This window comes from Enterobacter cloacae complex sp. R_G8, assembly GCF_024599795.1.
Classification (GTDB): Bacteria; Pseudomonadota; Gammaproteobacteria; order Enterobacterales; family Enterobacteriaceae; genus Enterobacter; species Enterobacter dissolvens.
The window spans coordinates 1,154,379-1,175,194 of the sequence record NZ_CP102246.1; the positions used below are offsets into that span (position 1 = coordinate 1,154,379).

The following is a 20,816-nucleotide window of genomic DNA, read 5'->3' on the forward strand; positions in this document are numbered from 1 at the left end:
CGTAACGGCGATTACTGATACAGATAGATGCTCAGCACACCCTGGTAAGTACCGGTTTCCAGTGCTTCTTGTGTGGCCTGGGAGATCAGCAGCGTTTTTGCGACGGAGCCGGTTTTCAGGGCAGTGGTGGTGTTAGGGAACAGGTCGGTTGCTTTCAGGGTCGCATCGGTCGTGGTCAGCGCCTGAGTACCCCATTTCACGGTCATGGGTACGGTTGCGCCACCCAGGTTATTCACCAGGGAGAAATCGCTAGCCAGCTTCATTTTCACGTCTTTCGTGACATCGTTCGCCCAGATTTTAGTCTGGAGAGAAGCCGGAGACAGACCGGTGCCTGGGAAATATTGCATGTCGATATTCTTCGGCAGTGCAGAACCGTCAGCCTGGGTCATGTCCAGGGCAGCATCAACGGTTGCGGTAACAGTAATATCTTTCTGAACAGCAATCGCAGAACCCATTACAGAAACCATGGCCAGTGCGAGCAAGGATTTGGTCATAATACGTTTCATTTACTAATATTCCATGTAAGTAATTAATTAATGAATTACAAAGTCTTTTTTATTTGTCGACTTGCTAATCCAATCCCAATACTGAACAACGATGCGATCGTAATTCAATATATTCTTTGGCGTGTAGCTGGCTCGAGGGTAGATGTTTTCGTTTACCTCATGCCATGTACACGCTTTTTCGCTCTGTGCTTTTTTACACAGACCGACTTTAAGTATTTTAAAACGCTGATTACCGTCGTTTTTAATTTTACCGCCGGTTTGCAAACTCATATTCAACCGCGGATGTTCAGGAGGGACGCTGACCAGAACGCCCCAAATCAGATTAAGTGTCAGTTGCGTTTTGACGCCTTTATTGGCAATCGATTCGTCATCAAGTTGCGGCACGGCTTCAAACTTCACGCGCCAGGTTGTTTCTTCCTGCACGGGCGCCATCGAAACCAGGCGAACCATTTTGCTGGAACCCGCAGGCAGCGCGAATTTGGGAGGCATGACAACGAGGCCACTGTCGCCACCGACAGACACTTCGGTCTCTTTTTCCTGTGGGGTGTTACGTCCGGAAACGCTGAGGACAGTCGTTTTGATATACTGAACATCGTTAGTGCGGGAGATAACACGGACGCTGCCTTCTCCCTGATCGTTCATATCAACGGCCATTGGGTAAACGGACATATTGGCCTGACAAACAGGAGTGATGCTGATAAACAGAGCACTCCACAAAAATGGTGTGATTTTCATATTAATAACATCCTGTCAATGTCAATCAAACCTCATTCAATTCCGTAATGAATAAGGCGGGGGGTGCTGATATTAATTAAGTGAATTAACTGAGGGGAAGTATAGCGATGGCAGAGAACGGCAGGAAATCATAAATATTAAAAATAATTTTTAATATTTCTAAGGGGAAGGGCTGAGATGTTTATTTTACCAATAATAAACATTTAATTGCGTAATTTGAATGTTGATAACTGGATTTTCAGTGCAGGTATTCCTTCGATAAGGTGTTGAGAAAACGCGTCTACCAGCGCTGATGCCGGGCGGTGCAGGGGACGGATCAGGCTCACGGTAAACGGAACGGACACGCTAAATGGACGGATGATAATCCCGTTCTCAGCATAGTCCAGTGCCGTCAGCGGGTTGACCACGGCAACGCCGACGCCCGCCCGTACCATCGCGCAAATCGATGCGGCGCTGTGGGTCTCTACCACCATTCTGCGTTTCACCTGATGCTCGGAAAACAGCGTATCCAGCAGCTGGCGATAGCTGTCGGTCTGCGACAAACTGATGTAGTTTTCCCCATGGAAATCGGCAGGGGTGAGCACCGCTTTACTGGCAAGCCGGTGTCCGGCGGGCAAAACGCAAACTTCATCTAAAGAAAATAGCTCTGTGCGCTCCGTGCCTGCGGGGGTGGCGAGAGTTTCGGTCAGCCCCAGATCGTGACGCTGTGCTGAAAGCCACTCTTCCAGCAGCGGAGATTCCTGCGGCACGATAGTAAGGCTGACCTCCGGATAACGGGCAAGAAAGGGCTGGAGCAGCGTCGGCAAAAAGGACTGTGAAAAGACGGGCAGGCAGACAATTGACAGCTCGCCCTGACGAAACTCGCGCAGACTTTCCGCCGCACTGACAATTCTGTCCAGCCCATACCACGAGCGCTGAACTTCCTCGAACAGACGCAGCCCTTGCACCGTCGGGTGCAGCCGGCCCCTGGTGCGTTCGAACAGCTTCAGTCCCAGCACTTTTTCGAAGCGCGCCAGCTCGCGGCTGACCGTTGGCTGTGAGGTATGCAGCATCTGCGCGGCTTCGGTGAGGTTGCCGGCGGTCATCACGGCGTGAAAAATCTCGATATGGCGTAAGTTGACGGCGGGCATAGGGCACCTGAAAGCAGAGAACTGTCCATATCATTTTTGCATAGACTCGCGATAAAACGATATTTTTTATTCTCTTTCTGCTGTGGCGTAATCATAAAAAATGTGACGACCCGGAGATGACCATGCCACGCCCGCTTAATCAGACTGATACCGATTTGAATGCCGACAACCTGCTGCGCCTGCCTGCCGAGTTTGGCTGCCCGGTATGGGTCTACGACGCGCAGATCGTTCGCGAGAAGATTGCCGCACTGCATCAGTTTGACGTGGTGCGTTTCGCCCAGAAAGCATGCTCCAATATCCATATCCTGCGCCTGATGCGCGAGCAGGGCGTGAAGGTTGACTCCGTGTCGCTGGGTGAGATCGAGCGCGCGCTGGCGGCTGGTTTTGATCCTAAAACCGATCCTGATGCAATTGTCTTTACTGCGGATCTGATCGACGACGCGACGCTTGCCCGCGTGCATGAACTGCAGATCCCGGTTAACGCAGGGTCTGTTGATATGCTGGAACAGCTTGGACAGGTTTCTCCCGGCCACCGCGTCTGGCTCCGTGTGAACCCCGGCTTTGGCCATGGTCACAGCCAGAAAACCAACACTGGCGGTGAAAACAGTAAACACGGCATCTGGTATGCCGATATGCCAGCGGCGCTGGAGGTATTGCAGCGTTACGACCTGAAGCTGGTGGGCATTCATATGCACATTGGCTCGGGGGTGGATTATGGCCACCTGGAGCAGGTGTGTGGTGCGATGGTGCGTCAGGTTATCGACTTCGGACAAGATCTGGAGGCGATCTCCGCCGGCGGTGGCCTCTCCATTCCTTACCGTGAAGGGGAAGAGGCGATCGATACCGATCACTACTACGGCCTGTGGAGTGCCGCACGCGACAACGTTGCCGCGCATTTAGGGCATCCGGTGAAACTCGAAATTGAGCCGGGTCGTTTCCTGGTGGCGGAATCCGGCGTGCTGGTCGCACAGGTGCGTAGCGTGAAAGAGATGGGATCGCGCCACTTCGTGCTGATTGATGCCGGCTTCAATGACCTGATGCGTCCGTCCATGTATGGCAGCTATCACCTTATTTCAGCGCTCGCCGCCGATGGCCGCGATTTAACCAACGCTCCACGTATTGATACGGTCGTTGCAGGCCCGCTGTGTGAATCGGGCGATGTCTTCACCCAGCAGGAAGGCGGTAAAGTGGAAACCCGCGCGCTGCCGGACGTCAAACCTGGGGATTATCTGGTGCTGCATGATACCGGGGCTTACGGCGCGTCGATGTCTTCTAACTACAACAGCCGCCCGCTGCTGCCTGAAGTGCTGTTTGATAATGGCAAGGCGCGACTGATCCGTCGCCGCCAGACCATTCAGGAGCTGCTGGCTCTGGAACTCGTTTGAGAGAAGTACGGCCCCGTGGTCACCGAGTCACGTAATACCAGCGTGCCGGTAAACGGCGGGATCGCCTCCACCGGCTGGTTTTTGGCCAGCCGGATCGCCTGATCGATGGCCGTGACAATCATATTGTCTATCGGCAGATAGACCGATGAGAGCGCCGGCTCCAGCCATTTTGCGCTGGGCGCATCGTCAAAACCAAACAGCGAAATATCCTGCGGGATCTTCAGCCCTGCCTGGTGCAATGCTTTGGACGCCCCCAGCGCCATATCATCGTTACAGGCAAACAGGGCGCTAAACGGCACACCGTCGGCAATCAGCTCCTTGCACAGTTCATACCCCCGCGTCATACCCGCATCGCCGTACTTTATCCGACGCTCATCCAGACGAATGCCGTGCTTTTCCAGCGCTTTACGGTAGCCCATCAGGCGGGCTTTCCCGGTGGGCGTGTGGATGGGGACGGTAATACAGGCGATCTCCCGGTGGCCCTGATTTATCAGGTAATCCACGGCCTTAAAGGCGGCATCCTGCTGCTCGAAGAAGACGCAGCGATCGGGAGCCTGACTGACTTCCCGGTTAATGACCACCAGCGGGGTTTGCACAGAGTGGATCAGCTTCATGATCGCTTTTTCGCTCATGTAGCGCGTGTAAAGCACAATGGCATCGCACTTACGATCGGCCAGCATTTGCACCGCCTGTTCTTCCAGCTCCGGCGCGTCGTGACCATCGGTAACAATCAGTTGCTTCCCGTGCGTTTCGGTCTGCCGGGAGGCCTGCTGAAGGAGGCGACCAAAGTAAAAACCATCGAAGGTCGAGACCACCAGACCAATGCTGTTGCTGGTCTGGTTAGCAAGCGAACGCGCGAGAAAATTCGGGCGATACCCTAACTCTTCCATTGCCGCGAACACCAGCTGACGGGTGCTCTCTTTCACCTGACCTGTGCCGTTCAGCACGCGCGATACCGTGGCTTTCGACACACCCGCGCGCAGTGAGACATCCAGCATTGTTGCCATTAGACATTCCTGATTCCACGTAACGATCTGCAGTTTAACACAGACCATCCGGCGCATAAGCGACGCGGGAAGGACAAAACGCCCATCACGATCACGCTTTTTGGTAACGATCCGTCGGCACGAAATAATCGGCTAAAATTGGTATGCCAAATAGGTCATAAATCACAATCTGGAATACCGCTAGTGGTCTTGAGAGCTTAATCACAGAACCATTACCCTCATAAAGCTATTTTTGGTATGCCAATAGTATCCGGCTGTACACCTTATTCAATAAAAGCCCTTTTACTGAGGTAATACCCTATGGCATTGCAGGAAAAACTGATCGACGCTCTGGGCAGTTTCGCCACTAAATTCAACAGTTATCGCTATATTATGGCGATCAAGTCAGCCTTCATTACCTTAATGCCGGTGATCATCGTCGGGGCGTTCTCTGTGCTGATCTCCAATATGGTGCTGGATCCGAAAAACGGCCTGGCGAGCTTCTCGTCGTTGTCGTTTCTCGCCACGCTAAAACCGATCACCAGCGCGCTGAATTACGCCACCCTGAACTTCCTCAACATTGGGGCGGTATTCCTGATTGGCATTGAGCTGGGGCGCATCAACGGCATCAAATCCCTTTTCCCGGGCTTGCTGGCGGTGATCTGCTTTATTTGTGTGACGCCAACCACCGTGGAGATGCTGGTGGATGGCGAAATGCACGTGGTGAAAGATGTGCTGCTGCGCCAGTTCTCGGATACCCGCAGCCTGTTCCTGGGCATGTTTATCGCCATTCTGTCCGTTGAAATCTACTGCTGGTTGGAGAACCGCCAGGGGCTGAAGATCCGAATGCCTGACACCGTGCCGCCTAACGTGGCTGCATCGTTCTCCGCGCTGATCCCGGCGATTATCACCACCACCGCCATTGCCACGCTGGGGTTTGTTTTTCATCAAATCACCGGGATGTATCTCTACGACGCGGTGTATCAGGTGGTGCAACAGCCGCTGGAGCGGGTGGTGCAAAGTCTGCCGGGGATCCTGCTGCTGATGTTCGTTGCACAGCTGTTCTGGGTGATTGGTATCCACGGCAACCAGATGATCAAGCCGATCCGCGAGCCGCTGCTGCTGGGGGCGATCACCGTCAACATGAGCGCGTTTGAGCAGGGTAAAGAGGTGCCGAACATTATCACCATGCCGTTCTGGGATGTGTATATGAGCATCGGCGGTTCGGGCCTGACTATCGGCCTGCTGATCGCGGTGATGATTGCCACCAAACGCAAGGAGATGAAAGAGATCGCCAAGCTTTCCATCGGCCCGGGGATTTTTAATATCAACGAGCCGGTGATCTTCGGTATGCCAATCATGCTTAACCCGATCCTCGCCATTCCCTTCATTATCACTCCACTGGTGACGGGCTCCATCGGCTACTTCGCCACCGTGACCGGGTTTGCCGGTAAAGCGGTGGTGATGGTGCCGTGGACGACGCCGCCGCTGATCAACGCCTGGCTCTCTACTGCGGGTTCGATGGGGGCGGTGATCACCCAGCTTATCTGCATTGTGACTGCCGTCATTATCTATCTGCCGTTTGTGAAAATCGCTTCACGCCGCGCAGAGCAGGCCGCGCTGCAGCAGGCCACTGACAACCCGTGAGGATGCGATGAGTACAAAACAGATAACCCTGCCGCAGGATTTTATTCTCGGCGCAGCCGCATCGGCCTGGCAGACAGAGGGCTGGAGCGGTAAAAAAGCGGGCCAGGATTCATGGATCGACCTCTGGTACAAGAACGACCGTCACGTCTGGCACAACGGCTATGGCCCGGCGGTGGCGACCGATTTTATCAACCGTTTTCGCGAAGATGTGGCGTTGATGAAGCAGGCGGGGCTGACGCACTACCGTACCTCGATCAACTGGTCACGCTTTTTAACCGATTATGAAAACGCGACAGTGGATGAAGAGTACGCAGCGTATTACGACGCACTTTTCGATGAGATGCACCGTCAGGGCATTGAGCCGATGATCTGCCTCGAGCATTACGAACTGCCGGGTGTGCTGCTGGAAAGCTACGGCGGCTGGGCGTCAAAGCATGTGGTTGAGCTGTTTGTCCGCTATGCGGAAAAGGTATTTGCACGCTATCACGGCAAAGTGACCCGCTGGTTTACCTTCAATGAGCCGATTGTCGTGCAGACCCGTGTGTATCTGGACGCGCTGCGTTGGCCGTATGAGCAGAATACCGGCACGTGGATGCAGTGGAATCACCATAAGGTGCTGGCGACAGCAAAGGTGGTGAAGCTGTTTCGTGAGAAAGGCTATCGCGGTTCTGTGGGCTGCATTCTCAACCCGGAGGTGACCTATCCCCGCTCCCGCGCCCCGCATGACCTGCGGGCTGCTGAGATGTACGACCTGTTCTACAACCGTGTCTTCCTCGACCCGCTGGTACACGGGCGCTATCCCGCTGAGCTCTTTACCCTGCTGGAGCAGCATCAGGTTGAGTGGGATTATACTGCGGACGAGCTGGCGCTGATTGCGGATAACACCGTCGACGAACTGGGGATTAACCTCTACTACCCGCACCGTGTGAAGGCACCTTCCCGCGCCTGGCACCCGGACACGCCATTCCACCCGGCATACTACTACGAGCCGTTTGAACTGCCGGGGCGGCGAATGAACCGCTCCCGCGGCTGGGAGATCTACCCGCGCATTATTTACGACATGGCGATGCGGATCAAAAATGACTATCGCAATATCGACTGGTTCGTGGCGGAAAGCGGAATGGGCGTGGAAAACGAAGCGCAATTTCGCAATGGCGATGGGATTATCGACGACACTTACCGCATCGATTTCATCAGCGAGCACCTCTACTACACGCTGCTGGCGCGGGAGGAGGGGGCGAACTGCCATGGCTATATGCTGTGGGCATTTACCGACAACGTCTCGCCGATGAACGCGTTTAAAAACCGCTACGGGTTGATTGAGATCGATCTGGATAACCAGCGTGCCAGACGCGCAAAAAAATCGGCCTCCTGGTTCCGGCAACTACGCGATACGCGGGTGCTCACGCTTCAGGTAGATGATGAATGGAAGTAGGCGAAAAGCATGCTGGTTCTGGTAAAATAGCGCACAAACTGGCCGGGAGGACGCCCGGTCTGCGCATTAACTGAAAAAACAGGTGAAAACGTGGATAAGGCTGTCATCCTGCCGGAAAAAAAACAGTACCAGGAAATTGGCGAGGATTTACGGGCGCAGATTATCCAGGGGCACTATCCCGTTGGTTCGCGTCTTCCTCCTGAGCGCAATATTGCCGAGAAGTACGGCGTAAGCCGCACCATCGTACGCGAGGCCTTACTGATGCTGGAGTTGCAGGGCACGGTGGATATCCGCCAGGGCTCCGGTGTTTATGTGATGCGCATCCCCGAAGAACACGAGAACGAAGAAGAGCGTTTTCTCAATAGCGACGTAGGGCCGTTTGAGATTTTACAGGCCCGCCAACTGCTCGAAAGCAATATTGCCGCGTTTGCCGCCAAAATGGCGACCCGTGCAGACATCGACAATCTGCGCCGTATTATCGAGCAGGAGCAACGCGCGATTGCCGCCGACGATAATAGCCAGGACAACAATAAGATGTTCCATCTGGTGCTGGCTGGCGCGACGCAAAATCAGATGCTGCTGGCGACGGTAGAAAGCATCTGGCATCACATGGACAGCAGTCCGCTGTGGCAGCAATTTAATGGTCATATCGCCAGTCGCGCGTACCGCCTGAAATGGCTGGGGGACCGGCAAACCATCCTGGCTGCGCTGCGCCGCCGTGACGTTATGGGCGCCTGGCAGGCAATGTTCCAGCATCTTGAAAACGTGAAAAAAAGTTTACTTGAACTCTCTGACGAAGATGCCCCGGATTTTGACGGCTATCTCTTCGAATCCGTGCCCATTTTCCAGGGGAAACTGGTATGACTATTCTGCCTCTTTACGCCGCACCGCAGTATGCTGAGCAGGTGACCGACTGGATCTGGCAGGCCTTTGGCGACGGGTTATCCCGGGAATTTTTCAACAGTATTGTTGAGCACAGCCAGACACCGGGCGCATTACCGCTGACCTTTATTGCCGTAGAGAACGAACAACTTGTGGGCACCGTGGGACTCTGGCGCTGCGATCTGATCACCCGACAGGATCTTTGCCCCTGGCTGGCTGCCCTGTATGTTGATGACGCGGCGCGAGGCAAAGGGCTGGCGGGACTGCTGCAACAGCATGTTATCCAGTATGCCGTCCAGGCCGGGTATGAGACGCTGCATCTCTGGTCTGCCTGCCGTGACTTCTATGAGCGTTACGGCTGGCAGTATATGGGCGATGCGCTGGAATATCCGGATAAAACGGTACATCTCTATCGCTATTCGTCCGGGGCCTCGGCGGGTGAACCCACAGAGTGACGGCGCACTAAGGTTGGACTAAACAGATGAGTGATATCCGGCGGCTGGCGCTGCTCGGCCAGCGCTAACGCCAGCTCGGCGGCCTGCGTGGCCATTGTGATAATCGGGTAGCGGACGGTAGTCAGGCGAGGGCGTACGTAGCGGGAGACCAGCACATCATCGAAGCCAATGAGGGAAATTTCTCCCGGCACCTCAATCCCGTTGTCATTTAACACCCCCATTGCACCGGCTGCCATTGAGTCGTTATAGCTGGCGACCGCCGTGAAATTCCTTCCACGTCCTAACAGCTCGGTCATCGCCTGTTCGCCGCCGCTTTCGTCGGGTTCACCGTAGGCCACCAGCCGGTCATTGCACGGCAGGCCGTTTTCACGCAGGGCATCGTAATACCCCTGCAGGCGATCTTCGGCGTCGGAAATCGGGTGGTTTGAGCAGAGATAACCAATGCGGGTGTGACCCTGTTGAATCAGATGGCGGGTGGCAAGCCAGGCACCGTAACGGTCGTCGAGCGCCACGCAGCGTTTCTCAAACCCGGGAATGATGCGGTTGATGATCACCATACCGGGGATCTGCTTCATCAGATGAATGAGTTCGGCGTCGGGGATCATTTTGGCATGGACAACCAGTGCCGCGCAGCGGTGGCGGATCAGTTGCTCAATAGCCTGGCGTTCTTTTTGTTCATTGTGATAGCCATTGCCGATCAGCAAAAAATTCCCGGTCTGATAAGAAACCTGCTCAACCGCTTTCACCATGGCGCCGAAAAAAGGATCAGAGACATCACCCACAACCAGCCCGATGGTTTCAGTTGACTGTTGGGCAAGCGCACGGGCGTTAGCGTTAGGATGGTAGTTCAGGGATTCCATGGCGTTTTGCACCGCCTGGCGTGATGCGTCACTGGCTTTTGGAGAGTCGTTGATCACGCGCGATACGGTCGCGACGGAAACACCTGCCAGACGGGCCACATCCTTTATTGTCGCCATTAATTACCTTCTTAGTGGGGGTAAGCGTTTACACGCCAATAAGTGTTGCGGAAAAGCGCCGCGCATTCAAGGGGAGCGGGCTCTCCCTCTCCACAAACGTGATGCAGAACAACCCCTGCGGTGTAATCGTTACACGGACAGACATGTCGGAATAATGTCAATCTGAACCTTTAGTTACACTTTGCCTCAGGCTGTTGCGATTGTCCGATAGCGGGGAAGATGGCGACGTTGCTAAAGTTGAGATCCCAGAGGTATTGATTGGTGAGATTTCTTAGTACGGTTTCGTACTCATCTCTTGCACCAACCTGCGCGGATGCGCAGGTTTTTTTTCGCCTCCATATTTGCTGTCGCTCCTGTACCACTTCTCGTGTAATCTGCCACCATTTACTAACCCTTCACACTGGCTGGCAAAGGGAGTTGAGATGCTTTTTGGGTTCTTCCGCACACTTTTCCGTATCCTCTTTCGCATCCGTTTAACGGGCGATGCAACGGCGCTTCGTGGCGAACGGGTGCTCATTACACCAAACCATGTTTCCTTTATCGACGGCATCCTGCTGGCGCTGTTTCTGCCCGTGCGTCCGGTGTTTGCGGTGTATACCTCGATCAGCCAGCAGTGGTACATGCGCTGGCTCACTCCGCTGATTGACTTTGTGCCGCTCGACCCAACAAAACCGATGATGATTAAACATCTGGTACGTCTGGTTGAGCAGGGACGTCCGGTGGTGATTTTCCCGGAAGGGCGGATCTCGGTCACCGGCTCGCTGATGAAAATCTACGACGGGGCAGGGTTTGTGGCGGCGAAGTCAAATGCGACCGTTGTGCCACTGCGGATTGAAGGGGCAGAGCTTACCCATTTCAGTCGCCTGAAAGGGCTGGTGAAGCAGCGCCTGTTCCCGAAAATCACCCTGCATATTCTGCCGCCAACCTCTTTACCGATGCCCGACGCGCCGCGTGCGCGTGATCGCCGTAAAATCGCCGGTGAAATGCTGCACCAGATCATGATGGAAGCGCGCATGGCCGTTCGCCCGCGTGAAACGCTGTATGAGTCTCTGCTGTCGGCGCAGTACCGCTATGGCGCGAAGAAAAACTGTATCGAAGACATTAATTTCACACCGGACACCTACCGCAAGCTGCTGACCAAGACATTGTTCGTGGGACGTATCCTTGAAAAATACAGTAAGAAAGGCGAAAAGATAGGCCTGATGCTGCCTAACGCGGGGATCAGCGCGGCGGTGATTTTTGGTGCGGTTTCCCGGGGCCGTATTCCGGCGATGATGAACTACACGGCAGGCGTAAAAGGACTGACCAGCGCCATCACCGCGGCTCAAATCAATACCGTCTTTACCTCGCGCCAGTTCCTCGACAAAGGCAAACTGTGGCACCTGCCGGAGCAACTGACTCAGGTGCGCTGGGTCTTCCTGGAAGATCTGAAAGCGGACGTGACGACGGGTGACAAGCTGTGGATTTTCGCTCACCTGCTGATGCCACGTCTTGCCCAGGTCAAACAGCAGCCGGAAGATGACGCCATTATCCTCTTTACCTCTGGCTCAGAGGGGAACCCGAAAGGGGTGGTTCACAGTCACAAGAGCATTCTGGCAAACGTGGAGCAGATTAAAAGCATTGCTGACTTTACCGCCAATGACCGGTTCATGTCGGCGCTGCCGCTGTTCCACTCCTTTGGCCTGACGGTGGGGCTTTTTACCCCGCTGTTGACCGGTGCCGAAGTGTTCCTCTATCCAAGCCCGCTCCATTATCGCATTGTGCCGGAGCTGGTGTATGACCGTAACTGCACCGTATTGTTTGGCACGTCTACCTTCCTCGGTAATTACGCGCGCTTTGCCAATCCGTATGACTTTTACCGCGTGCGCTATGTGGTGGCCGGGGCGGAAAAGCTGCAGGAGAGCACGCGCCAGATTTGGCAGGACAAGTTTGGTCTGCGCATTCTTGAAGGCTATGGCGTCACCGAGTGTGCGCCGGTAGTCTCGATCAATGTGCCGATGGCGGCGAAACCGGGGACGGTAGGCCGTATTTTGCCGGGGATGGATGCGCGTCTGCTGGCGGTACCTGGCATTGAGGACGGTGGCCGTCTGCAGCTCAAGGGGCCAAACGTGATGAACGGTTATCTGCGTGTGGAAAACCCAGGCCGGCTGGAAGCGCCGACGGCGGAAAACGTCAATGGCGAGATGGAGACCGGCTGGTATGACACCGGGGATATTGTCCGATTCGATGAACAGGGCTTCGTGCAGATCCAGGGGCGGGCAAAACGCTTCGCCAAAATTGCGGGCGAGATGGTCTCGCTGGAGATGGTTGAACAACTGGCGACGGCGGTATCCGCTGACAAGCTGCATGCTACGGTCGTGAAGAGTGATGCCAGCAAAGGCGAGGCGCTGGTGTTGTTCACCACCGACAGCGAACTGAAACGCGATCGGTTGCTACAGCATGCGCGTGAACATGGCATTCCTGAGCTGGCGGTACCGCGCGATATTCGTTACCTGAAGCAGCTTCCGGTGCTGGGCAGCGGTAAGCCCGATTTCGTGACCCTGAAGGGTATGGTTGACGAGGCGGAACAGCAAAATGCGTGAGTCAGTACACACTAACACCTCACTCTGGTCGAAGGGCATGATGGCGGTTATTGCCGCCCAGTTTCTCTCTGCCTTCGGTGACAATGCGTTACTGTTTGCCACCCTGGCATTGCTGAAGGCCGAGTTTTATCCGGACTGGAGCCAGCCCATCCTGCAGATGGTGTTTGTGGGTGCTTACATTATTTTTGCTCCGTTTGTTGGGCAGGTGGCGGACAGCTTCCCGAAAGGCCGGGTGATGATGTTTGCGAACGGCCTGAAACTGCTGGGCGCCGCCAGTATTTGTTTTGGTATCAACCCGTTTATCGGCTACACGCTGGTGGGCATTGGCGCAGCGGCGTACTCCCCGGCGAAGTATGGCATCCTGGGGGAACTCACGACCGGCGATAAGCTGGTGAAGGCCAACGGGCTAATGGAGTCTTCCACCATTGCGGCGATCCTGCTCGGCTCTGTCGCGGGGGGCGTACTCGCTGACTGGCACGTGCTGGCGGCGCTGAGCGTGTGTGCGGTAGTGTATGGCGGGGCGGTGGTAGCCAACCTGTTTATCCCAAAACTGCCGGTGGCTCGCCCGGGGCAATCCTGGCGCTTTACGCCTATGACAGGCAGTTTCTTCAACGCCTGCCGCGTGCTGTGGCGTAACGGTGAGACGCGCTTCTCTCTGATGGGCACCAGCATGTTCTGGGGCGCAGGCGTCACGCTGCGTTTCCTGCTGGTACTGTGGGTGCCGGTGGCGCTGGGGATTACTGACAATGCGACACCGACTTATCTTAACGCAATGGTGGCGATTGGGATTGTCGTTGGGGCTGGCGCGGCGGCGAAGCTGGTGACGCTTGAGACCGTTGCGCGCTGCATGCCTGCGGGGATCCTGATTGGCGTGGTGGTGCTTATCTTCTCGCTGCAGCACGCCTTGCTACCCGCCTACGCGCTGCTTGTCCTGATTGGTATTCTGGGGGGCTTCTTTGTGGTGCCACTTAATGCGTTGCTGCAGGAGCGCGGCAAGCAGACCGTCGGCGCAGGGAATGCCATTGCGGTGCAAAACCTCGGTGAAAACCTGGCGATGCTGTTAATGCTGGGGCTCTATTCGCTGGCGGTTAAAGTCGGTGTGCCGGTCGTGGGGATTGGCGTAGGATTCGGCGCGCTGTTTGCGCTGGCGATTGCCGGATTATGGCTCTGGCAGCGTCGCCGTTGATAAGTGCGGCCTGACGCCCTCACCCCATCCCTCACCCCATCCCTCTCCCACGGGAGAGGGCGCAAACATTAAAAACGGCAACCAGGTTGCCGTTGGCTTTTATTACGGTGCCGGGTAGGTGTATACCTGATGCACCGCTTCAATCTCTGCTAATACCTCTTCACTCAGATTCAGATGGAAACTCTCGATATTCGTTTTCAGCTGTTCCATGGTCGTTGCGCCCAGCAGAGTGCTGGCAACAAACGGCTGACGACGCACGAAGGCCAGGGCCATCTGAGCTGGATCAAGACCGTGACGTTTCGCGATATCCACATAGGCCGCCACGGCTTTTTGTGTCTGCTCACCGCTGTAGCGGGTAAAGCGGCTGAACAAGGTGTTACGCGCCCCGGCAGGTTTCGCGCCGTTAAGGTATTTTCCTGTCAACGTACCAAAGCCCAGACATGAATAGGCGAGCAATTCCACCTCTTCGTATTGCGTCACTTCGGCCAGACCCACTTCATAGCTGCGGTTGAGCAGGCTGTACGGGTTCTGGATGGTGACAATGCGCGGCAGGTCATGTTTGTCCGCCAGATGCAGATAGCGCATCACGCCAAAGGCCGTTTCGTTAGAGACACCGATGTAGCGGATTTTTCCCGCTCGCTGGCATTCGGCCAGGGCTTCCAGCGTTTCCAGTAACGTAACGGCCGGGGCGCTCTCATTCCAGCTATAGCCCAGCTTTCCAAAGCAGTTAGTGGGACGCTGCGGCCAGTGAACCTGATAGAGATCGAGATAGTCGGTTTGCAGGCGCTTCAGGCTGGCATCCAGCGCGGCGCGGATATTTTTGCGATCGAGGATCTGGTTTGGACGGATCCCGGCATCGTTGTTGCGTGCGGGGCCGCTGACTTTTGACGCAACAACCAGTTTTTCGCGATTCCCGCGTTTGGCGAGCCAGTTGCCGACGTAGGTTTCGGTAAGGCCCTGCGTTTCCGGACGTGGAGGAACAGGGTACATCTCTGCAACATCAATCAGGTTAATGCCCTGGCTGACGGCATAATCGAGTTGTGCATGGGCATCGGCTTCGCTGTTTTGTTCACCAAATGTCATCGTGCCCAACCCCAGTTGGCTTATCTCCAGAGCGCTGTGGGGGATACGGTGATAATGCATAGCCGGCTTCCTTCATTAGAAATACAGACCGCGTCAGGAATCTCCCGACAAAGGAATATAAACATGGCAGAGGGAAAGCAAAAGGGGAAGGAAAAAATCAAAAAGGCCAGCAAGCCACTGACCTTTATCGGTTTATCGCTCGATAATCTGCGAAACCTCGTCGCGATTGATCTGCATTTTATTACCCTGCTGGTCATGGTAGCTGACCAGACCGGTATCATCGTCGACTTCAGGTTTACCATCGGTCAGGATCATCCGGCCATCTTTCGTCGCCATAACGTAATCGCTGCTACAACCCGATACCGCAAACGCTAAACCCACTGCTGAAATCAACACTGCCCATTTTTTCATCGTTATCGTCCTCACCTGGCTCGTATCAAATCATAGTGTAGTATTAACCTGATATATCGAAAGGAGAAAGGGGGAAAATCTTAAATAGCAGACGATTATGTTTGATAGTTCGCAAAATGAGTAAAAAACTATGTTTTTAGTAAGAAATGACGAGCCAGAAGTGCACCGGTAAAATTCTTTTTGAGATAAAAGCCGCGCGGCAACGTCAGTATCGGTTCGCCCTGGGCACCGATAGCCTCAGTGAGGGCTTTGCTGTTGGCCGCTTTCGGGCGCAGCTGCAAAACTTCTCCGTGTCGGGCCGTGATGCGTTCTACCTGTCCGAGGACGATCATATCCATCAACTCTTCCCAGTCCAGCCGTAGCTGTCTCTCTTCGTCTTCATCCGGGCTCCAGAGCAGCGGTGCCCCTACGCGGCGTTCAGCCAGCGGGATCTGGCGCTCACCCTCAACCGGTACCCACAGCACGCGTTTCAGTTTATGGCGAACATGGCTGGTTTCCCACGTTACGCCGGTATTACCGGTTAACGGTGCCACGCAGACAAAAGTGGTTTCGAGGGGTTTTCCCAGACGGTCTATGGGGATCGTCTTCAGTTCGACGCCCAGGGCTGCAAAATCCTGCTCGGGTTTACTCCCCGCGCTCGCCCCCAGCCACAGTTCAAGTAACATGCCGATCCAGCCCTTATCCCGCTTCAGATCCTTTGGGATCGGCAAGCCTGCCATCGCTGCCAGCTCACCAAGCGAAAAGCCCGCCAGGCGCTGCGCCTGCTCAAGCAGCTGGGCTTCGCTTGTTGGCGGTGAAAGCATGGGTGAGAGCGCAAGCATGGTGGTAACCTTTTGATTAAAAAATAAACTAAGAAATTGTCCCCTGTGGATAGAGTTTAACTTTTTCTGTACGAATATGCCATGTATATGATTTATCTGTTATTTTATTAATCTTCTGGCGTTCTGTCTGAGCTGAAAAATAGGTTGTTCAATTCTGGTCACTGACAATAAACAGGATCTTACACCATGTTATCCACAGAAAAGTGGGATAACTGGGAATAACCCTGACTACTGTTTCAATTTACAGCCTTGACGTGCGACGAAAATCCAATTTTCACACAAATTGTGCCTAAGTTATTGGCACAATCTGTGGATAAAACCGACGCTGTTCGATCTTTCATCAGCATGATGATCATGGGTGTGACGATCGTCACGTTATTCCTTCCTGCAACGCCAAAAACAGAGCTAACTTAATGAAAATATTATTGTTGTTTTCTGGCAGGGGAGTGGTGTGGCGCAAGGCATTTCAGGTTGTTCATCGGTAATTCCATACTTCTTCACAACTATATCCACAGAAAAGGTGAATAAAATTGCCCTTGTTGCCGCATATCTGTTTATAACTCTGCGCATATTTGTGAGTTATTCAAATGTTATTAGGTTGCAGGCCTGTAAGAGAGTGGTTTACCGCCTCCCTGTAGTGTGAAACAATCATTCATATATAAGGTTTAGTTTGGGGTAGTCCGGTGATTGATGACGATGGCTACCGCCCGAACGTAGGAATAGTAATTTGTAATCGTCAGGGCCAGGTAATGTGGGCCCGGCGATATGGTCAGCACTCCTGGCAGTTCCCGCAAGGCGGGATCAACCCAGGGGAGTCCCCAGAACAAGCGATGTACCGGGAGCTGTTTGAAGAGGTTGGTTTAAGCCGAAAAGATGTTCGCATCCTGGCTTCGACCCGCAACTGGTTGCGTTACAAGTTACCGAAACGTTTGGTGCGTTGGGACACAAAGCCGGTTTGTATCGGCCAGAAACAGAAGTGGTTTCTGTTGCAGTTGGTGGGCAACGATTCAGATATCAATATGCAAACCAGCAGTACGCCGGAGTTTGATGGCTGGCGCTGGGTGAGTTACTGGTATCCTGTTCGTCAGGTCGTGTCATTTAAGCGCGATGTTTACCGAAGGGTGATGAAAGAATTCGCAAGTGTTGTCATGCAGCTTCAGGAGATCCCGCCTAAGCCGCAGAGCGCACCTGCCTGGCGACGTAAAAGAGGTTAAGCTACGCAAATCATGCTCACCCGCTTGCGAGAAATAGTCGAGAAAGTGGCCAGTGCGCCTCGTCTGAACGAGGCGCTGAATATTCTGGTCACTGACATCTGTCTTGCGATGGAGACCGAAGTCTGTTCGGTATATCTGGCCGACCATGACCGGCGCTGCTATTACCTGATGGCAACCCGTGGTTTAAAAAAACCACGCGGTCGTACCGTTACGCTCGCCTTTGATGAAGGTATCGTAGGCCTGGTGGGGCGACTGGCTGAGCCCATCAACCTTGCCGACGCGCAAAAACACCCCAGCTTTAAATACATTCCCTCCGTCAAAGAAGAGCGTTTCCGCGCCTTCCTGGGCGTACCGATCATCCAGCGTCGTCAACTGCTTGGCGTCCTGGTGGTGCAGCAGCGCGAACTGCGTCAGTATGACGAAAGCGAAGAGTCTTTCCTCGTGACGCTAGCCACGCAGATGGCTGCGATCCTCTCCCAGTCTCAGCTTGCCGCCCTGTTTGGTCAGTATCGTCATACCCGTATTCGCGCGCTTCCGGCGTCGCCGGGCGTGGCGATCGCTGAAGGCTGGATGGACGCCACCCTGCCGCTGATGGAGCAGGTTTACGAAGCCTCAACCCTTGATGAAGCGCTTGAGCGCGAGCGCCTCACCGCAGCGCTGGAAGAGGCGGCTAACGAATTTCGGCGTTACAGCAAACGCTTTGCCGCCGGGGCGCAAAAAGAGACGGCGGCCATTTTTGACCTCTATTCGCACCTGCTCTCCGATGCGCGTCTGCGCCGTGAGCTTTTTGCCGAGGTTGATAAAGGTGCCGTAGCGGAATGGGCCGTTAAAAAGGTCATCGAAAAATTTGCTGAGCAATTTGCCGCACTGACAGATGGTTACCTGAAAGAGCGTGCGGGAGATTTACGTACACTCGGTCAGCGACTGCTGTTCCACCTTGATGACACGATCCAGGGGCCGAATGCCTGGCCAAAACGGTTTGTGCTGGTTGCCGATGAACTGTCCGCGACGACGCTGGCGGAGCTGCCGCAGGACAGGCTGGCAGGGGTGGTGGTGCGCGATGGCGCCGCCAACTCCCATGCGGCCATTATGGTACGTGCCTTGGGTATCCCCACCGTTATGGGGGCAGACATTCAGCCCTCGGTGCTGCACCGACGCACGCTGGTGGTGGATGGCTATCGCGGTGAGCTCCTGGTCGATCCTGAGCCGGTTCTGCTCCAGGAATACCAGCGTCTTATCAGTGAAGAGAACGAATTAAGCAAGCTGGCGGAAGATGACGTTAATCTGCCTGCGCAGCTCAAAAGCGGTGAGCGGATCAAAGTCATGCTCAACGCGGGTTTAAGCCCCGAGCATGAAGAGAAGCTCGGTAGCCGCATTGATGGCATCGGTTTATATCGCACCGAAATCCCGTTTATGCTGCAAAGCGGCTTCCCCTCCGAAGAGGAGCAGGTCGCGCAGTATCAGGGCATGTTGCAGATGTTTAACGATAAACCGGTCACACTGCGTACCCTGGATGTTGGGGCGGATAAACAGCTGCCGTATATGCCGATCAGTGAAGAAAACCCGTGCCTGGGCTGGCGCGGGATCCGCATTACGCTCGATCAGCCTGAGATCTTCCTGATCCAGGTGCGCGCCATGTTGCGCGCGAATGCGGCGACCGGGAACCTCAGCATTTTATTGCCTATGGTCACCAGCATCGATGAGATCGACGAAGCACGACGGTTGATCGAACGTGCAGGCCGCGAAGTTGAAGAGATGATCGGCTATGCGATCCCCAAACCGCGGATCGGGGTGATGCTCGAAGTACCTTCCATGGTCTTTATGCTGCCGCAGCTGGCAAACCGGGTTGATTTTATCTCTGTCGGGACCAACGATCTGACGCAGTATATTCTGGCCGTCGATCGTAACAACACGCGTGTCGCCAGTATCTATGACAGCCTGCATCCGGCCATCATTCGGGCGTTAGCGATGATTGCCCGCGAAGCGGAGCAGTACGGCATCGATTTGCGTTTGTGTGGTGAAATGGCCGGAGATTCAATGTGCGTTGCGATCCTCATTGGCCTGGGGTACCGACATCTGTCGATGAACGGTCGCGCTGTCGCACGTGTGAAGTACCTGCTACGCCATATCGACATCGGAGATGCCCGTGAGCTGGCCGAGCGCAGTCTTGAAGCGCAGCTGGCAACGGAGGTTCGTCATCAGGTCGCCGCATTTATGGAACGACGTGGCATGGGCGGTCTGATCCGCGGTGGCCGCTGAAGCCTTTATCTCTCTCCCAGGAGGAGAGGGAGCCGTTCGTGCGCACTTTTTCTGTGGGGATCCCTCAGCCCCGTGGGAGAGGGCAACAACCCGCACCATCCTCTATACACATCTTTTACATCTCTGACGCATCCTCTGCCTCTGCCTTATGCTATGATTCGCAACTTTGGAGCCTCTGCTGACTGCCGGGGCGCATCTCTGCCGCTGTCCACTTTCAGCGGAATAACAACATCTTGTGGTGACAGATGAACAGTGGTTATCTGCATTTTCCGGAATTTGATCCGGTCATTTTCTCAGTAGGACCTGTTTCGCTTCACTGGTACGGTCTGATGTACCTGGTGGGCTTCATTTTTGCGATGTGGCTTGCCGGCCGTCGTGCCAGTCGTCCTGGCAGCGGCTGGACCAAAAACGAAGTCGAAAACCTGCTTTATGCGGGCTTCCTTGGTGTGTTCCTGGGGGGCCGTATTGGTTATGTCCTGTTTTATAACCTCCCGGTGTTCCTCAACGATCCGCTCTATCTGTTCCGCGTCTGGGATGGCGGCATGTCCTTCCACGGCGGCCTGATTGGTGTGATCCTGGTGATGGTGATTTTTGCCAAACGCACCAAACGCAATTTCTTCCAGGTATCAGATTTTATCGCGCCACTGATCCCGTTTGGTCTGGGGGCTGGCCGTCTGGGCAACTTCATCAACGGCGAACTGTGGGGACGTGTCGACCCGAGCGTTTCCTTTACCATGCTGTTCCCGGGCTCGCGTGCGGAAGACATGGCGCTGCTGCCGTCGCATCCAGAGTGGCAATCCATTTTCGATACGTACGGCGTTCTGCCGCGCCATATGTCCCAGCTCTATGAGTTGGCGCTGGAAGGCGTGGTGCTGTTTATCATCCTGAATTTGTTTATCCGCAAACCGCGCCCGATGGGGGCTGTCTCCGGCCTGTTCCTGATTGGCTACGGTGCGTTCCGTATCATCGTCGAGTTCTTCCGCCAGCCGGATGCACAGTTCACCGGCGAGTGGGTACAGTACATCAGCATGGGGCAGATCCTCTCCATTCCGATGATCGTAGCGGGTGCCATTATGATGATTTGGGCGTATCGTCGTCGTCCACAGCAACAACTTTCCTGAG

The 20,816-nt window shown here is 54.8% G+C and carries 18 protein-coding genes and 1 pseudogene; 10 read left to right on the forward strand and 9 right to left on the reverse strand.

All coding sequences use genetic code 11. The features are described from left to right. Positions 1-11 precede the first annotated feature (11 nt). From NQ842_RS05560 to NQ842_RS05570, 3 genes are all read right to left on the reverse strand, one after another. Positions 12-506 (reverse strand): CS1 type fimbrial major subunit, encoded by a 495-nt coding sequence (locus NQ842_RS05560; protein ID WP_014833137.1) that lies wholly within the window; start codon positions 504-506, stop codon positions 12-14. A 27-nt stretch (positions 507-533) separates the two neighbouring features. Continuing rightward, positions 534-1,241, reverse strand: a complete 708-nt coding sequence (locus NQ842_RS05565) for a fimbria/pilus periplasmic chaperone (protein WP_080468944.1) — start codon at positions 1,239-1,241, stop codon at positions 534-536. A 203-nt stretch (positions 1,242-1,444) separates the two neighbouring features. Continuing rightward, positions 1,445-2,371 (reverse strand): LysR family transcriptional regulator, encoded by a 927-nt coding sequence (locus NQ842_RS05570; RefSeq protein ID WP_047361385.1) that lies wholly within the window; start codon positions 2,369-2,371, stop codon positions 1,445-1,447. Between the two features lie 122 nt (positions 2,372-2,493). On the opposite strand from NQ842_RS05570, the gene lysA reads away from it, so the two are divergent. Further along, complete coding sequence (gene lysA / locus NQ842_RS05575; protein ID WP_257256604.1) at positions 2,494-3,756, forward strand: diaminopimelate decarboxylase; 1,263 nt, start codon at positions 2,494-2,496, stop codon at positions 3,754-3,756. Here the strand turns inward: lysA and NQ842_RS05580 are convergent. Continuing rightward, entirely contained in the window at positions 3,726-4,763 is a 1,038-nt protein-coding gene (locus tag NQ842_RS05580; protein WP_050860325.1) for a LacI family DNA-binding transcriptional regulator, read from the reverse strand. The two genes, lysA and NQ842_RS05580, sit on opposite strands and share 31 nt — an antisense overlap. Positions 4,764-5,063: 300 nt before the next feature. Between NQ842_RS05580 and NQ842_RS05585 the strand changes: the two genes are divergently transcribed. The 4 genes from NQ842_RS05585 (at position 5,064) to NQ842_RS05600 (ending at position 9,161) form a co-directional block, all read left to right on the forward strand. Beyond that, positions 5,064-6,389, forward strand: a complete 1,326-nt coding sequence (locus NQ842_RS05585) for a PTS sugar transporter subunit IIC (RefSeq protein ID WP_096927710.1) — start codon at positions 5,064-5,066, stop codon at positions 6,387-6,389. A gap of 7 nt (positions 6,390-6,396) precedes the next feature. After that, on the forward strand, positions 6,397-7,824 hold the full coding sequence (locus NQ842_RS05590; protein WP_248060350.1) for a glycoside hydrolase family 1 protein: 1,428 nt from the start codon (positions 6,397-6,399) through the stop codon (positions 7,822-7,824). Between the two features lie 90 nt (positions 7,825-7,914). After that, a complete protein-coding gene (locus NQ842_RS05595; protein ID WP_013098561.1) occupies positions 7,915-8,688 on the forward strand; it encodes a GntR family transcriptional regulator in 774 nt (257 codons plus the stop codon). Continuing rightward, entirely contained in the window at positions 8,685-9,161 is a 477-nt protein-coding gene (locus NQ842_RS05600) for a GNAT family N-acetyltransferase (RefSeq protein WP_046889792.1), read from the forward strand. The genes NQ842_RS05595 and NQ842_RS05600 overlap by 4 nt, the downstream gene beginning before the upstream one ends. Here the strand turns inward: NQ842_RS05600 and galR are convergent. Further along, positions 9,122-10,138, reverse strand: a complete 1,017-nt coding sequence (gene galR / locus NQ842_RS05605; protein ID WP_014833128.1) for an HTH-type transcriptional regulator GalR — start codon at positions 10,136-10,138, stop codon at positions 9,122-9,124. The two genes, NQ842_RS05600 and galR, sit on opposite strands and share 40 nt — an antisense overlap. 422 nt (positions 10,139-10,560) lie before the next feature. Here galR and aas point away from each other — a divergent pair, with 422 nt between their 5' ends. Both aas and lplT read left to right on the forward strand, forming a co-directional pair. Then, positions 10,561-12,720 carry a bifunctional acyl-ACP--phospholipid O-acyltransferase/long-chain-fatty-acid--ACP ligase gene (aas, locus tag NQ842_RS05610; RefSeq protein WP_257256605.1) on the forward strand — a complete coding sequence of 720 codons (2,160 nt, stop codon included), beginning with the start codon at positions 10,561-10,563 and terminating at the stop codon, positions 12,718-12,720. Then, positions 12,713-13,906, forward strand: a complete 1,194-nt coding sequence (gene lplT, locus NQ842_RS05615; RefSeq protein ID WP_038983856.1) for a lysophospholipid transporter LplT — start codon at positions 12,713-12,715, stop codon at positions 13,904-13,906. The genes aas and lplT overlap by 8 nt, the downstream gene beginning before the upstream one ends. Before the next feature lie 102 nt (positions 13,907-14,008). On the opposite strand, the gene NQ842_RS05620 is transcribed toward lplT, so the two are convergent. The 4 genes and pseudogenes from NQ842_RS05620 to NQ842_RS05635 all read right to left on the reverse strand — a co-directional run. Further along, positions 14,009-15,049 carry an NADP(H)-dependent aldo-keto reductase gene (locus tag NQ842_RS05620; protein ID WP_013098556.1) on the reverse strand — a complete coding sequence of 347 codons (1,041 nt, stop codon included), beginning with the start codon at positions 15,047-15,049 and terminating at the stop codon, positions 14,009-14,011. Positions 15,050-15,181: 132 nt separating this feature from the next. Next, positions 15,182-15,400 carry a YgdI/YgdR family lipoprotein gene (locus NQ842_RS05625; protein WP_013098555.1) on the reverse strand — a complete coding sequence of 73 codons (219 nt, stop codon included), beginning with the start codon at positions 15,398-15,400 and terminating at the stop codon, positions 15,182-15,184. A gap of 128 nt (positions 15,401-15,528) precedes the next feature. Further along, positions 15,529-16,221 (reverse strand): DNA mismatch repair endonuclease MutH, encoded by a 693-nt coding sequence (gene mutH, locus NQ842_RS05630; protein WP_014833124.1) that lies wholly within the window; start codon positions 16,219-16,221, stop codon positions 15,529-15,531. Positions 16,222-16,375: 154 nt separating this feature from the next. Beyond that, a pseudogene (locus NQ842_RS05635) lies at positions 16,376-16,462 on the reverse strand (hypothetical protein); the annotation flags it as partial. Positions 16,463-16,904: 442 nt separating this feature from the next. On the opposite strand from NQ842_RS05635, the gene rppH reads away from it, so the two are divergent. The 3 genes from rppH to lgt all read left to right on the forward strand — a co-directional run bounded on the left by rppH (position 16,905) and on the right by lgt (position 20,815). Then, positions 16,905-17,435 carry an RNA pyrophosphohydrolase gene (rppH, locus tag NQ842_RS05640; protein WP_013098553.1) on the forward strand — a complete coding sequence of 177 codons (531 nt, stop codon included), beginning with the start codon at positions 16,905-16,907 and terminating at the stop codon, positions 17,433-17,435. Between the two features lie 12 nt (positions 17,436-17,447). After that, positions 17,448-19,694, forward strand: coding sequence for a phosphoenolpyruvate--protein phosphotransferase (gene ptsP / locus NQ842_RS05645; RefSeq protein ID WP_096927712.1), 2,247 nt, complete (start codon positions 17,448-17,450; stop codon positions 19,692-19,694). Positions 19,695-19,939: 245 nt separating this feature from the next. Then, positions 19,940-20,815 (forward strand): prolipoprotein diacylglyceryl transferase, encoded by an 876-nt coding sequence (gene lgt / locus NQ842_RS05650; RefSeq protein WP_014833123.1) that lies wholly within the window; start codon positions 19,940-19,942, stop codon positions 20,813-20,815. The last annotated feature ends 1 nt before the right edge of the window (position 20,816 follow it).

Excerpts from the sequence above, each read along its gene's own strand:
- NQ842_RS05560 (WP_014833137.1), bottom strand. The coding sequence starts at position 506 with ATGAAACGTATTATGACCAAATCCTTGCTCGCACTGGCCATGGTTTCT.
- NQ842_RS05565 (WP_080468944.1), bottom strand. The coding sequence starts at position 1,241 with ATGAAAATCACACCATTTTTGTGGAGTGCTCTGTTTATCAGCATCACT.
- NQ842_RS05570 (WP_047361385.1), bottom strand. The coding sequence starts at position 2,371 with ATGCCCGCCGTCAACTTACGCCATATCGAGATTTTTCACGCCGTGATG.
- lysA (WP_257256604.1), top strand. The coding sequence starts at position 2,494 with ATGCCACGCCCGCTTAATCAGACTGATACCGATTTGAATGCCGACAAC.
- NQ842_RS05580 (WP_050860325.1), bottom strand. The coding sequence starts at position 4,763 with ATGGCAACAATGCTGGATGTCTCACTGCGCGCGGGTGTGTCGAAAGCC.
- NQ842_RS05585 (WP_096927710.1), top strand. The coding sequence starts at position 5,064 with ATGGCATTGCAGGAAAAACTGATCGACGCTCTGGGCAGTTTCGCCACT.
- NQ842_RS05590 (WP_248060350.1), top strand. The coding sequence starts at position 6,397 with ATGAGTACAAAACAGATAACCCTGCCGCAGGATTTTATTCTCGGCGCA.
- NQ842_RS05600 (WP_046889792.1), top strand. The coding sequence starts at position 8,685 with ATGACTATTCTGCCTCTTTACGCCGCACCGCAGTATGCTGAGCAGGTG.
- galR (WP_014833128.1), bottom strand. The coding sequence starts at position 10,138 with ATGGCGACAATAAAGGATGTGGCCCGTCTGGCAGGTGTTTCCGTCGCG.
- aas (WP_257256605.1), top strand. The coding sequence starts at position 10,561 with ATGCTTTTTGGGTTCTTCCGCACACTTTTCCGTATCCTCTTTCGCATC.
- lplT (WP_038983856.1), top strand. The coding sequence starts at position 12,713 with ATGCGTGAGTCAGTACACACTAACACCTCACTCTGGTCGAAGGGCATG.
- NQ842_RS05620 (WP_013098556.1), bottom strand. The coding sequence starts at position 15,049 with ATGCATTATCACCGTATCCCCCACAGCGCTCTGGAGATAAGCCAACTG.
- NQ842_RS05625 (WP_013098555.1), bottom strand. The coding sequence starts at position 15,400 with ATGAAAAAATGGGCAGTGTTGATTTCAGCAGTGGGTTTAGCGTTTGCG.
- mutH (WP_014833124.1), bottom strand. The coding sequence starts at position 16,221 with ATGCTTGCGCTCTCACCCATGCTTTCACCGCCAACAAGCGAAGCCCAG.
- ptsP (WP_096927712.1), top strand. The coding sequence starts at position 17,448 with ATGCTCACCCGCTTGCGAGAAATAGTCGAGAAAGTGGCCAGTGCGCCT.
- lgt (WP_014833123.1), top strand. The coding sequence starts at position 19,940 with ATGAACAGTGGTTATCTGCATTTTCCGGAATTTGATCCGGTCATTTTC.